At 70.5% G+C, this 13,241-nt stretch carries 8 protein-coding genes; 6 read left to right on the top strand and 2 right to left on the bottom strand.

The features are described 5' to 3' along the window. The first annotated feature begins 53 nt into the window (after positions 1 to 53). The gene (locus tag ACFYXC_RS13800; protein ID WP_389550677.1) at positions 54 to 266 is read left to right on the top strand and encodes a hypothetical protein; all 213 of its coding nucleotides are present in this window, start codon (positions 54 to 56) and stop codon (positions 264 to 266) included. Positions 267 to 350: 84 nt separating this feature from the next. Beyond that, positions 351 to 1,112, top strand: coding sequence for a ZIP family metal transporter (locus ACFYXC_RS13795; protein WP_389550674.1), 762 nt, complete (start codon positions 351 to 353; stop codon positions 1,110 to 1,112). A gap of 81 nt (positions 1,113 to 1,193) precedes the next feature. Here ACFYXC_RS13795 and ACFYXC_RS13790 read toward each other — a convergent pair whose 3' ends face one another. Together ACFYXC_RS13790 and ACFYXC_RS13785 are read right to left on the bottom strand one after the other, a co-directional pair. Further along, positions 1,194 to 2,006 (bottom strand): SDR family oxidoreductase, encoded by an 813-nt coding sequence (locus ACFYXC_RS13790; protein ID WP_389550672.1) that lies wholly within the window; start codon positions 2,004 to 2,006, stop codon positions 1,194 to 1,196. A 266-nt stretch (positions 2,007 to 2,272) separates the two neighbouring features. Further along, positions 2,273 to 3,154 (bottom strand): SDR family oxidoreductase, encoded by an 882-nt coding sequence (locus ACFYXC_RS13785; protein ID WP_389550669.1) that lies wholly within the window; start codon positions 3,152 to 3,154, stop codon positions 2,273 to 2,275. An 83-nt stretch (positions 3,155 to 3,237) separates the two neighbouring features. On the opposite strand from ACFYXC_RS13785, the gene ACFYXC_RS13780 reads away from it, so the two are divergent. The 4 genes from ACFYXC_RS13780 (at position 3,238) to ACFYXC_RS13765 (ending at position 13,232) form a co-directional block, all read left to right on the top strand. Next, entirely contained in the window at positions 3,238 to 3,819 is a 582-nt protein-coding gene (locus ACFYXC_RS13780; RefSeq protein ID WP_389550666.1) for a TetR/AcrR family transcriptional regulator, read from the top strand. Between the two features lie 578 nt (positions 3,820 to 4,397). Beyond that, on the top strand, positions 4,398 to 5,516 hold the full coding sequence (locus tag ACFYXC_RS13775) for an SDR family oxidoreductase (protein WP_389550663.1): 1,119 nt from the start codon (positions 4,398 to 4,400) through the stop codon (positions 5,514 to 5,516). Positions 5,517 to 5,615: 99 nt separating this feature from the next. Beyond that, a complete protein-coding gene (locus tag ACFYXC_RS13770) occupies positions 5,616 to 7,199 on the top strand; it encodes a PfaD family polyunsaturated fatty acid/polyketide biosynthesis protein (protein ID WP_389550660.1) in 1,584 nt (527 codons plus the stop codon). 72 nt (positions 7,200 to 7,271) lie between these two features. Continuing rightward, positions 7,272 to 13,232 (top strand): SDR family oxidoreductase, encoded by a 5,961-nt coding sequence (locus ACFYXC_RS13765; protein ID WP_389550657.1) that lies wholly within the window; start codon positions 7,272 to 7,274, stop codon positions 13,230 to 13,232. The last annotated feature ends 9 nt before the right edge of the window (positions 13,233 to 13,241 follow it).

Genomic DNA, 13,241 nt, shown 5'->3' with positions numbered 1-13,241 from the left:
TGGATCTTCGGGCAAGTGAACTGCGTTGCACGACAGTCGAGTTGGAGGCAGACATGAGTGAGCGCACCTGGCGGATCATCCCGACGAGCCGACCCCTGAGTGTTCTCTACCTACTGGCCGGCGTCCTCCTGGCGTTCAACGCCGCGAATCAGCTGAAGGACGGCATGGCCGTGCTGCCCCTGATCTCCGGCCTCGCCGCCCTGGCGCTCGTGGCCGTGGCCGTCATGGGCCTGACCCGCCCCGGCTCACACACCCGAACGCACTGATCCCGCGCCGAACCGTTGCCCCACCACAGGGAACTTTGGCGCCACCGGCTGATGACATGACCAAGGTCGGGTACCTGTGGGCCCATGACAGAAGTGATTCAGGCGGGTCTGTGGGGGCTGGTGGCAGGTTCTGCACTGCTCCTCGGGGCAGTGGTGGGGTTCGGGCTGCGGGTGCCGCAGAAGGTGATCGCGACAGTGATGGCCTTCGGGGCCGGCGTGCTGCTGTCAGCGGTCAGCTTCGAGCTGGTCGGGGAAGCCTACGAGCAGGCAGGACTGGCGCCGGCGGCCATCGGCACGCTGGCCGGTGCCGTGGCCTACACGGCGGGCAACATGTGGCTGGCCCGCCGCGGCGCCCGCCACCGCAAGCGCTCCGGCCACCACCGGGACCAGGCGCAGCCCTCCGAGGACCAGCAGAGTGGTTCGGGACTCGCCCTGGCCTTCGGTGCCCTGCTCGACGGCGTCCCGGAGTCGGCGGTCATCGGCGTGAGCCTGCGCGACGGCGGAGCGGTGAGTCTGGTGACCGTGGCGGCGGTGTTCATCAGCAACGTTCCCGAAGGGCTGTCCAGCTCGGCGGGGATGAAGAAGGCCGGCCGCAACAAGGCGTACGTCTTCGGGGTGTGGGGTGCCATCGCCGCAGCGAGCACCCTTTCGGCGGTCCTCGGCTACACCCTGGTCGGCGGCTTCTCCTCCGCCGTGATCGCCGCCGTGACCGCGGTGGCAGCCGGGGCGATCCTCGCGATGGTCGCCGACACGATGATCCCGGAAGCGTTCGAGGAAGCCCACCTGGCCATCGGGCTGGTCACGGTCAGCGGCTTCCTGGTCTCCTTCGCCCTGTCCCACACCTGACGGCTCACAAGTGACCGCATCACATGCGACCTCATCACAGGCGACCGCGTCACCGCGGTCCCCGCGGTGACGCGGTGCTCCTCACGGCCTGCGCCAGTCGTCGCTGTCCAGGTGGGATCCGGCCTGTGGGCCCATGCGCAGCATGCCACCGTCCACCGCCCACGAGGCTCCTGTCGTGTAGGACGTGTCCGTCCCGGCGAGGAAGGCGATCACGGCGGCGACCTCTCTGGCGTCACCCGGTCGGCCCAACGGGATACCAGGGCGGCGTACCTTGGTCACGTCCGTGTCCTCCTGACCGGTCATCGGCGTGGCGATCTCACCGGGCGCCACCGCGTTGACCGTGATCCCGTGCTCGGCCAGCTCCAGCGCCATCACCTGCGTCAGCAGCCCCAGGCCGGCCTTGGCCGCGCAGTACGGCGCGGCTCCCACCCGCGGCTGGTGTTCGTGCACGGACGTGACGTTCACGATCCGGCCGCCCTCGCCCCGCGCGATCATGTGGCGCGCGGCCCGCTGCGAGCACAGGAACGGCCCGACCAGGTCCACGTCCAGAACCTGCTGCACCGTCTCGTGCTCGATGTCGAGGAACGGGGTGGACGTACCGGTCCCCGCGTTGTTGACGAGGACGTCGACCGCCCCCAGCTCCTTCACCAGGCCGTCGATGACGTCCGCGGCGCTGGAAGGGTCCGTCAGGTCCTGGTGCGCGTGGACGGCCCGGCGGCCGTGGGACCGTACCTCGGCAGCGGTCTGTTCGGCGCCCTGAGCGTCGCTGTGCCAGGTGATCCCGATGTCCATCCCGGCCGCGGCCAGCCGTACGGCGGTGGCCCGGCCGATTCCCGAGTCCCCTCCCGTGATCAGCGCCACGGGTACACGCGTGGGGCCTGGAGTGTCGTTCATGAGTCCTCCGTACGTTCTCGAAGGCCCCGGAGGGGCCGGACGCGCTGTTGGGGCAGGTACGTCGGTTCCGGTCTCGGGTCTCCGGTCACGGTCCGGCTGCCGGCGCACTCGGTGGGCAAGTTCCCCGAGCAGGACAAACGGAACGCGCCAGACCGCCGACGGTCACGAAAGGAACGCCTGAACCGCTCTGCGCCCCCGCCGGACCGACCGGTTCGGCCAGCCGGTCAGACCGGTCCAGTCCCGTCCACGCCGGATCGGCGACGGCTTCAGGGTTCGATGTTCTCCAGGTCGGCGAGGAGGCTCGGGCGGGTGGGGCGCCAGCCGAGAGCGGTGCGGGTGTGGGCGCTGGATGAGGGCTGGTCCATGGCGAAGATCGGGCCGATGGGGCCGAAGCTCTCCTGCGGCACCGATGCGACCGGCAGGCCCAGGCGCCGTCCGATGACCGTGGCGATGTCTAGTACGGCATCGCCCTCGTCGGCGACGGCGTGCCACGCGCTTCCGGCCGGGGCCTTCTCCAGTGCGAGCCGGAACAGGACGGCCGCGTCGAGCGCGTGCACGGCCGGCCAGCGCTGCGTGCCGTCTCCTGGATAGCCGGCGACGCCGTCGCGGCGGGCGATGTCGGTGAGCATGCCGGCGAACCCGCCCCGGCCCTGGTGGTGGACGGTGCGCGGCAGCCGCACTGCGGAACTGCGCACGCCGTGCGCGGCGAGCTCGAGGGCCCGGTTCACCGACTCGGCGCGTCCGCCGACGGGGCCGCCGGTCGGCAGCGGGTCCTCCTCGCTCGATACGCGTCCCGGCAGCGGAGGCGTTCCCGACACGGTGACCAGTGGCCGGTCGCTGCCGGTGAGGGTGTCGCCGAGCACGGCGAGGGCCTCCTGTTCCTCGCCGACGGCCCGCGCGAGGGCCTCGGGCGAGCTGAAGTCGTTGCCGAAGGCGAGGTGGATGACGCCGTCCGCCTTCTCGGCGCCGGTACGAAGCGTCTGGAGGTCGGTGAGTCCGCCGCGCAGTACCTCGGCGCCGGCGGCCCCGGCGCGGGTCGCGGAGGCGTCGGAACGGGCGAGTGCGGTGACCGTGTGACCGGCGCCGAGCAGTTCGGCGACCACGGCCGAACCGATCAGCCCGGTTCCGCCCGTGATGAAGACACGCATGACTGGCTCCTCGAAGTGATGCGACAGGTGTCGCATCACCATACGCCTGATGCGACATCTGTCGCATCGCTTAGGATGGCCGCATGCCCAGATGGAAGCCGGACGCGCGCCAGCGCCTGATCGTGGCAGCGCTCCAGCTGTTCGCCGAGAAGGGCTACGACGACACGACAGTCGCCCAGATCTCCGAGCGTGCCGGGCTCACGCGGAGCACCTTCCACCGCCACTTCGCCGACAAGCGGGAGATGCTCGCGGCGGGCCAGGAGACCCTCAGCCGCCTACTGGCCGACGGGATCGCCGACGCCCCCGCAGACGCGACGCCGATGACGGCCGTCGCGGTCGGCCTGGAGCGCGCCTCGAACCAGATGACCTCCTTCAACCGCGAGCTCGGCCCGCTGATGCACGCAGCGGTCGAGGCGAACGACGAGCTGAAGCGGCGCGACGCGTCGAAGAGCACCGGCATGGCCGCGGCCATGGCCGGCGCGCTGAGGGGCCGGGGCGTACCGGAGACCGTGGCGCAGGTGGCCGCGGAACTCGGCGTCCTCGCGTTCAGGACGGGCTTCGGCCGATGGACCGACCCCTCCTTGGACGAGGACCCTGGCGAGCTGGCACCCCTCACCCGCGCGGCCCTCGACGAACTCCACGCCGCGGTCACGCAACTGCGCTAGCGGCGCAAAACCCCGGCAGAGCAAGGGTGAGTCCGCGGCCTGATCGCGTCCATCTGAACAACCTGCTCACGGCAGCGGCCCTCTGTGACGTCTCGCTGAGACAAGGAACAACCAGCCATGCCTTTCGGGAACTTCAAGGTTCCCGAGAAGACCCTCACGCCGAAGCGGAAGGCGCTCCCGCATGCCTTTTTTGCTGCCACCGCCGCTAGTAGTGGTGGACGGTCTGCCACGGCGGCAGATCCTGCGGCAGCAGTCTCTAGGCGCAGTCGGCTCGGTGCGCTCCCGCCCTCGGAAGTGCGCCACCACCCCCGCTACCAGGCAACTTGCCCGCTGAACGGCCTTTTTGACGCCCTGCAACGGCAGCAGGAGCAGGCGACCTCCGGCGGAATGAAGGCTGCGCACAGGGCCAATCGAGTGAAGTTGAGTCAAAGTGTGGCTGTTTTTCGTGTCCCGGCTCAGCTCCGCATGGTTGTCCATGCTGGAAGACCGGCCGGGATGATCCGGGCGCCTCCACAGGCCCCGCGGTCTCCCGGAAGGGCGACCGGTCTCTGCCCTCTCAACTCAGGAGTCACTGAACAGTGCGAGTCGCTCTGACCGGGGCCACCGGGTTCCTGGGACTGCGCCTCGTCCGCCAGTTGCTGCGAGAGCACGACTCGCTCACGGTCCTGGTGCGCGCCGGATCCGGCTGCGGACTGGGGCGGATCACGCGTTTCATGCAGCTGAGCGGAACGCCCGCCTCGCTGATCGCGGACCTTCCCCGCCGGCTTCGCGTCGTGGAGATCGACCTGTGCCGGCCGGAACTGGGACTGTCCAGTGGCGCGTTCCGGCGGCTCGCGGACGAGCTGGACGTGATCTGGCACTGCGCGGGGAACATCAACCTGGACGACGATCTCGGGTGCCTTCGCCGGACCAACACCGAAGGCACCCGGCGCGTACTGGAACTGGCCGCTGCCGGTGCCCGCAGACCGCTTTTCCTCCACATCGGCACCGCCTTCGTGGGTGGTGCGCGCCGGGAGGGTGTCATCTACGAGGACGAGTTGGACGACCGGCACGGCTTCGAGAACTGCTACGAGCAGTCCAAGTACGAGGCCGAGGTCCTGGTACGTGACTGGTCGAAGCACCATGGGCGGCCGGCCGTGGTCATGCGGCCGAGCGTTCTGGTCACGGACCTTCCGCCGTCTCCTGACCTTCCGTCGCACCCACTGCAGTTCCTCTCGCGGATCGTTGAGTCATCGGCGCGTGGTAGCGGTCTCGCGGGAGAGGACGTTCCCGGGAGCCGACGTCCGGTGGTACGGCTGGTGGGCGACCCCCGGGGTCATCTGAACCTGATGCCGGTGGAGCACGCGGCCGCCGTCATGGTCCGGTTGGCGAGCCTGCCCCCCTCGGGGAGTACCGACGTGTATCACGTCGTGCACGACCACGATGTCGCCACCACGGTCCTGACTGCTCTGGTGGAGCGGATCGTGCCCGTAAAAGTGCGGCTCGTCAGGGAGAAGCCTGACGACCCGGCTCCCCTGGAGGCGGCTGTGCATCTCTACCCGGGGTTCACGCCCTACCTCAGCCACCGCCGCCGCTTCGACGACACCCGCGTTCGGAACCTGCTGGGTCCGTGTTCGTCGGGAGTCCGCGTCGACCTCGACTACCTGACCGCCGGCATCAGCACGAGCCGGACGACCTCCGCCGCCGGAGCACCCTGAGCCGCACCACCGCGCCGGGCTGGCGCCGCCTTGGTCATGACACACGGCTCGCATCGGTAACACACGGTTCGCGCTCCTTCCTGATGGGGAGATCCACCCTTGTCCGTACTGGCTGGTCCTGACAGTGCCCCGGCCGCCTCACCGGCCTTCGCACCGGAACAGATCGCGGTCCGCGTCCGGCAGATCCGGGAGCACGTGCACATCGTCGCCGGACCCACAGGCCGTGAGCTGGGCCTGGTGACCGGCCCCAGACCCGCAGGCGACATCGTCGGCACGCTGCCCCCGCTGTATCCGGAGTGGCTGGGAGGACGGACCTTCTGCGAAGCCCACGGTGTCCGCTTCCCCTACGTGGCCGGGGAGATGGCGAACGGCATCGCCACGACCCGGATGGTCGCCGCGATGGCGCGTGCCGAGATGATGGGCTTTTTCGGCGCCGGCGGCCTCGGCCTCAACGAGGTCGAACACGCGGTGCGCGAGCTGGCCGCGGAACTCGGCGGCATGCCGAACTGGGGGGTGAACCTGATTCACTCGCCGAACGAGCCCGGTCTGGAACACCGGGTCGCCGGACTGCTGCTGCGCCACTCCGTCCCCTGCATCTCGGCGTCGGCCTTCATGGATCTCACCCCGGCCGTGGTGCTCTGCTCGGCCGCGGGGCTGCGCAGGGGACCGGACGGGCGGATCATGCGGCGTACGAGACTCTTCGCCAAGGTGTCCCGGCCCGAGGTCGCCACTCGTTTCCTCTCGCCCGCCCCGCCCGCACTGCTGCGTCCCCTCGTCGAAAGCGGGGAGCTCACCACGGAGGAAGCCGCACTGGCCGCGCTGGTGCCCGTGGCCGAGGACCTCACGGTGGAGTCCGACAGCGGTGGCCACACGGACAACCGGCCGCTCGCCGTCCTGTTGCCACGGATCCTGCGTCTACGGGAGGAGACCGCCCGGCGTTTCGGATACACACGAGCGGTCAGGGTCGGCGCCGCGGGCGGGCTGGGCACCCCGGACGCGGTGGCAGCCGCCTTCGCTCTCGGCGCGGAATACGTGGTGACGGGGTCGGTGAACCAGGTCGCTGTAGAAGCGGGCATCTCGGACGACGCGAAGGCGATGCTGGCAGACACCGACATCGCCGACGTGATCATGGCCCCATCCGCCGACATGTTCGAGGCGGGCGTGAAGCTTCAGGTCCTGCGCCGAGGGACCCTGTTCGCCCAGAGAGCCAATCACCTCTACGAGGCATACCAGGCCCATCCCTCTCTGGAGGCGTTGCCGGCCCAGCTGCGCGCCAAGCTCGAACGGGACGTGTTCAGCGCCCCGATCGACGAGGTATGGGCCAGGACGCGGCGCTTCTGGGAAGAGCGCGATCCCTCCGAGGCCGACCGTGCGGAGAAGGACCCCCGGCACCGTATGGCTCTGGTCTTCCGCTGGTACCTGGGAAACTCCAGCCGCTGGGCGATCACCGGGGACTCCACCCGGCGCGCCGACTACCAGATCTGGTGCGGCCCGGCGATGGGCGCCTTCAACAGATGGACCGCGGACAGCTTCCTGGCGGAACCGGCCGCCCGCACCGTGGTCCAGATCGCGCTCAACCTGCTCGAAGGAGCGGCGGTTGCCACCCGCGTGCACCAGCTCCGCACCAGCGGAGTGCCGGTGCCGTCCTCGGCGTTCGCCTTTTCCCCCCGGCGCCTCGCCTGACCGGGTTCTGTCCGCCTCCTCGCCTCAGCGCGGGACGACCCCACCCCACCAAACAGCAAGGAAGTGGAGAGCATGACCGCCCCTCGCCCTCGACAGGTTCCGATCGCCGTGGTCGGGATCGGCGCTCTCATGCCCGGTGAACAAGGCGCGCACGGTTTCTGGCGCACGGTCGTGCACGGCCGTGACCTGATGACCGACGTGCCCGCCACCCGCTGGCTGGCCGAGGACTACTACGACCCCGACCCGGCGGCGCCGGACAAGACCTACGCCAGGCGAGGCGCCTTCCTGCCCGACGTCGACTTCGACCCGATGGCCTTCGGGATCCTCCCGAACTCGCTCGCCGCCACCGACACCGTGCAGCTGCTTGCACTGACCGTCGCCGAGCAGGTCCTCGCCGACGCAGGCGGAGTCGACGGGACAGACCGCGAACGCGTTTCGGTGATCCTGGGCGCGGGTGCCACAGAACTGCTGACACACATGACCGCGCGGATCCAGCGCCCGGTCTGGCTCAAGGCCCTCCGGGAGAACGGCATCCCCGAGGACGAGGCCCAGGCAGTCTGCGACAGCATCACCGGTCACTACGCCCCGTGGCAGGAATCAACGTTTCCCGGCATGCTCGGCAATGTCATCGCGGGCCGGATCGCGAACCGCTTCGATCTGCACGGCACCAACCACATCACGGACGCGGCGTGCGCGAGCTCCTTCGCGGCCTTGTCCACCGCGGTGAGCGAACTCTCCCTCGGCCGGGCCGACCTGGTGATCGGCGGCGGTGTCGACGCCTCGAACGACGCAGGCACGTTCATGTGCTTCTCGAAGACGCCCGCCCTGTCACCCAGCGGCGACTGCCGTCCCTTCTCCGACGCGGCCGACGGCACGATGCTCGGCGAGGGCATCGCCATGTACGCGCTGAAGCGGCTCGCCGACGCCGAGCGTGACGGTGACCGGATCTACGCCGTGATCCGCGGGATCGGCACCTCGTCGGACGGCAGGAGCGGTGCGATCTACGCGCCGGTGCCCGAGGGACAGGCCAGGGCCCTGCGACGCGCCTACGAGGACGCCGACTACGGGCCGGAGAGCGTGGAACTCGTCGAGGCACACGGCACCGGCACCGCGGCGGGTGATGCGGCGGAGTTCGCCGCGCTGAGAAAGGTGTTCGAGGAATCCGGCCGACAGGACAATCAGTGGTGCGCCATCGGATCGGTGAAGTCGCAGGTGGGCCACACCAAAGCTGCCGCCGGTGCCGTTGGTCTGCTCAAGACTGTCCTCGCCCTGCACCACAAGGTCCTGCCACCGATGACCAAGGTGGACCGGCCCGACCCCGCCCTGCGGATCGACGACAGCCCGTTCTACCTGAGCACCCTGCCGCGCCCCTGGGTACGCTCCGCGGGCCGGCCACGCAGGGCGGCGGTGTCCAGCTTCGGCTTCGGCGGCAGCAACTTCCACGTCACTCTGGAGGAGTACACGCCTTCCGGCGGATCCGAGGCACCTACGGCCTGGCGCACCCGGACCGCTCCCACCGAACTCGTGCTCTTCAGCGCCTCGTCGGCGGCCGCACTCCTGGAGCGGCAATTCGACGCCGGTCGGCCGCTGTCGGAGATCGCGCGGAAGAGCCAGCAGGATTTCAGGGCCGGCGACCGTGTACGCCTCGCGATCGTCGCGGCGCACCCGGGCGACCTCGCCGACAAACTCACGCAGGCATTCGAGCTGATCGGCCGGCAGCCAGAAGCGAGCTTCTCGGCACCGACCGGCGTCCACTACGCCACCGGTGAGGCCGCCACCGGTCGGATCGGGTTCCTCTTCCCCGGCCAGGGCGCCCAGTACATCGGCATGGGTGCGGACATGGCAATGTTCTCGCCTGCCGCCCAGGCGGTGTGGGACCGGCTGGGAACCATGGAGTTCGGCGGTCGCGAGCTGCACCGCGTGGTGTTCCCACCGCCGGCGTTCGGTGACGCGGAACGGGCCGCTCAGCAGGCCCTGCTGACCGGGACCGAGTGGGCCCAGCCCGCGCTGGCGGTACACAGTCTCGCTCTGCTCGAGGTGCTGCGCGGTCTCGGCCTACGGCCGGACTGCGTAGCGGGGCACAGTTTCGGTGAACTGGTGGCGCTGCACGCCGCGGGAGCCCTGGAGGCCGGCGCGTTGGTGGCCCTCGCCCGCCGGCGCGGAGAGCTGATGCGCGAGGCGGCAGCTGCGCCGGGCACCATGCTGGCCGTGGCCGCCGGGCGGACAAGGACAGAGGAGGTCATCGCCGGCTGCGGCGTCGCCGACGTCTGGGTGGCCAACCACAACGCTCCTGCCCAGACCGTGATCTCCGGCGCCTCAGGGTCGGTCGAAGCCGTCGAACGGGAACTCGCCGCCCTGGGGATCACCACGCGGCGGCTGGAAGCCGCGACCGCATTCCACAGTCCGATCGTCGCCGCGGCGAGCGAACCGTTGCTCGCTCACCTGCGCGGGATCACCGTCGGCGAGCCCCGGATCGAGGTGTACGGAAACGCCGACGCCGCGGTATACCCCTCCGACCCCGGGGAAATCCGGCGCAGGATCGCCGAGCACCTCGCGTCACCCGTGCTGTTCACGGACGAGATCGAGGCGATGTACGCCGCGGGGGTACGGACCTTCGTCGAGGTCGGCGCCGACGACACGCTCACCGGACTCGTCACGCGGATCCTCGGCGACCGGGAACACCTGGCCGTCGGCCTGGACCGCAAGGGCCGCGACGGGATCACCTCCCTGCAGGACGCTCTCGGCCGGCTTGCCGTGCGGGGCGTACCCCTTGACCACGACAACATGTGGGCGTCCTACGCGCCGTCCGCAGCAGCCGCCCAGGAGCGCAAGCCCAGGATGACCGTGCAGATCAACGGCAGGAACCAGGGCCGGGTCTACCCGCCCGACGGAGGAGCCGCGGCCCTGCCCGCGCCGAACCCGCCCCGCGACCTCGACGCAGCTCCGTCCGCGTCGCGCATCTCCGCTCCGACGCCCGGTACACAAGTCCTCGGCCAGGCGTACGCCGATCCCGCTGTCGTCGAGCCCGCTCCGCCCGCTCGTACCGTGCCGGCTCCTGCTGCCGTTGTGCCCCCCGCTCCGGTGTCCGCAGCGCCTGCCGCGGCGGACACGAACGCCGAGTGGTTCACCGTGATCGACAACGTGCAGCGCTACACGGCACAGGCGCACGAAGCCTGCCAGCGCATGCTGGTCGACAGTCACATCGCGTTCCTGCAGATGACGGAGACGACCTTCACCACGATGCTCGGAGCGCAGGCCGGCGCCCCCGCGGGCGACGCCCTGAACGTGGTTTCGCCGTCCACCCTGCCGGTCGCTCCCAAGGCCGTCGCGCCGGCCGTGGCAGCCGTACCACCCCTGCCCGCCGCGCCCGTCATGCCCGTCACGGCGCCTGTGGTGCTTCCCGAGCAGGCGGCCGCACCGACGTCGTCTGTTCCCGGTACGCCCCGGAGCATGTCCGGCGAGGAGTTCGAGGAGGTGCTGTTGTCCGTGGTGGCGGAGCGAACGGGATATCCGGTCGCGATGCTGAATGTGGACATGGAGCTCGAGGCCGATCTGGGGGTGGACTCCATCAAGCGGGTGGAGATCCTCTCCGCCATGCGGGAGCGGGTCGGTGGCCAGGAGGACGGGCCGGTCGGGGAGCTCCTGAAGCTCAGCACGCTGCGGCAGATCGTCGATGCGTTCATCGCTACGACAGCAGCTCCCGCGATCACGGCCGCTCCCACGGCTGTGGTCGCTCCTGCCGCCGCAGGCGCCGAGATTCCCATGGTTTCCGAGGAGCCCGCGCCTACGGTGGAACTCTCCCGGTTCGCCGTCCGCGCGGTCGCCACCGCCGCCCCCGGACTGACCCTGAAAGGTCTCGGTGACGAGCCGGTCGCCGTGACCGAGGACGGCCTCGGAGTCGCGGAGAAGGTGGCGGCGCGGCTGTCCGATCACGGTGTTCGGGCCACCGTCGTCCCTCGCGTCTCTCCGGACGCACGGGCCGTCGTGCACCTCGGCGGTCTCGCACCGGCCGGGTCGCCCGAGGCCGCGCTGGAGTTGCAGCGGGACGTCTTCGGGGCGATGAGGTCGGTCGCAGCACGCTACACCGCCGAGGGCGGGCTGTTCGTCACGGTTCAGGACACCGGAGGAGACTTCGGGCTGCGGGGCGGCCGGCCGGAACGGGCATGGCTCGGCGGTATCGGCGCGTTGGCCAGGACAGCGGCACAGGAGTGGACCTCGGCCACGGTCAAGGCCATCGACTGCGAGCGCGGGAAGCGTGACGCGGACGCCGTCGCCGAAGCGATCGTCAGGGAACTGCTCGACGGAGGGCCCGCCTCCGAGGTCGGTCTGTGCGAGGACGGCACTCGTACCGTCCCCGCTGTGATCCCGGTACCGGCTGAGCACTCTGCGGCCATGACGACCGGTCCGGGTTCCGTGATCGTGGCCACGGGCGGAGCCCGCGGGGTGACCGCTGCCGCGCTGCTCGACCTCGCCAGGGCCCACCGGCCCCGCATCGTGCTTCTGGGCCGCACCGAGCTCTCCGGGGAACCGGACGGGCTGGCGGCCGCAACCGACGTGCCCGCGCTCATCCGGGCTCTCGCGGAACGCTCCGACGGGGCCACCCCTGCTGACGTCGCGGCGGAGGCCCGAAGGATCCTGGCGGTCCGCGAGGTCCGCTCCACACTTGCGGCCCTCGAGAGCGCAGGCTCCGAAGTCCGGTACGTCCCCGTGGACGTCCGTGACGGCGCGGCGGTGCGCGGCGCGCTCGACGAGGTGCGTCACGAGTGGGGCCCGGTCACCGGGATCGTGCACGGTGCCGGAGTACTGGCGGACAAGCTCATCGCCGACAAGACCGACGAACAGTTCGACCAGGTCCTGGCCACCAAGGTGGGAGGCATCCGCGCACTGCTGATGGCGACCGAGGGTGATCCGCTCGACACGATCGTCCTGTTCTCCTCGGTGTCGGCGGTGTTCGGCAACTCCGGGCAGAGCGACTACGCCGTCGCCAACGAGGTGCTCAACCATGTGGCCTGCGCCGAACGGACCCAGCGGCCGGAGTGCCTGGTGCGGTCCATCGCCTGGGGCCCGTGGCACGGCGGGATGGTCACCCCCGAGCTGGCCGCGCACTTCGGCCGGTCCGGTGTTCCGCTCATCCCCGTCGCACAGGGCGCCGCGGCCTTCACCGCCGAACTGGGCGCCGTGGATGCCGATACCAGGGTGGTCATCGCGGCGGGGGACAGCCTGGATTCCACGGCGTCCGTCACTGACCCGGTCGCGGCGCGGCTGCGGATCGACGCTCACAGTCATCCCTACCTCGCCGACCATGCCGTCGCCGGTGTCCCGGTCCTGCCCATGGCGATCGTCTTGGACCGCTTCGCCGCAGCGGCCATGGCGTGGCGGCCGGGCGCAGGCCATCTGGTGATGAGCGATCTGCGTGTCTTCAGCAAGGTCGTCCTGCCGGACCTGGGCGGAGCGGGCCACCGGCTCACCTTGAACGGGCGCCGCGCGGCGACCGGTTCGGCGGCGGCTGTGGAGGCCGAACTCACCGGTGAGGACGGCACACCCCACTACCGCGTCCAGATGGAGTTCCGGACGAGCCTGCCGCAAGCGGCGGGTTGGGGTGCCCCGCAGGACCTCACCGCACCGGTGGACAGCACTGTCTACGACGGCCGGGTGCTGTTCCACGGCCCGCGCTTCCAGGCACTCAGCACTGTCCACAGGGTCGGCGACGACGGGGCCGAAGCCACGGTGACCGGTCTGACCGAACTCGGCTGGGGCGGTGACCACTGGCAGCTCGACGCGGCCGCCACGGACGGTGCCCTGCAACTCTCCCTGCTGTGGGCGGACAGGGCACTCGGTGACGCGACTCTGCCGATGGCGGTCGCGGAGTGCCGGGTGCACCGGCGCGGCCCCGTACCGGGCACAGCGCGAGCGGTGGTGCGGGCCAAGAAGGTCCACGAGACGGGAGCACGCTGCGATGTGGCGCTCATCGACCCGGACGGGGCGCCCAGGGTGGAACTGCTCGGCGTGGAACTCGTACGGCGCCCCTCCTGACCGACTGCC

The organism is Streptomyces sp. NPDC002701 (genome assembly GCF_042889045.1).
Taxonomy (GTDB): Bacteria; Actinomycetota; Actinomycetes; order Streptomycetales; family Streptomycetaceae; genus Streptomyces.
Note: the sequence above shows the minus strand (reverse complement) of the source record. Positions and strands in the feature narration are given on the sequence as shown.

Excerpts from the sequence above, each read along its gene's own strand:
- ACFYXC_RS13800 (WP_389550677.1), top strand. The coding sequence starts at position 54 with ATGAGTGAGCGCACCTGGCGGATCATCCCGACGAGCCGACCCCTGAGT.
- ACFYXC_RS13795 (WP_389550674.1), top strand. The coding sequence starts at position 351 with ATGACAGAAGTGATTCAGGCGGGTCTGTGGGGGCTGGTGGCAGGTTCT.
- ACFYXC_RS13790 (WP_389550672.1), bottom strand. The coding sequence starts at position 2,006 with ATGAACGACACTCCAGGCCCCACGCGTGTACCCGTGGCGCTGATCACG.
- ACFYXC_RS13785 (WP_389550669.1), bottom strand. The coding sequence starts at position 3,154 with ATGCGTGTCTTCATCACGGGCGGAACCGGGCTGATCGGTTCGGCCGTG.
- ACFYXC_RS13780 (WP_389550666.1), top strand. The coding sequence starts at position 3,238 with ATGCCCAGATGGAAGCCGGACGCGCGCCAGCGCCTGATCGTGGCAGCG.
- ACFYXC_RS13765 (WP_389550657.1), top strand. The coding sequence starts at position 7,272 with ATGACCGCCCCTCGCCCTCGACAGGTTCCGATCGCCGTGGTCGGGATC.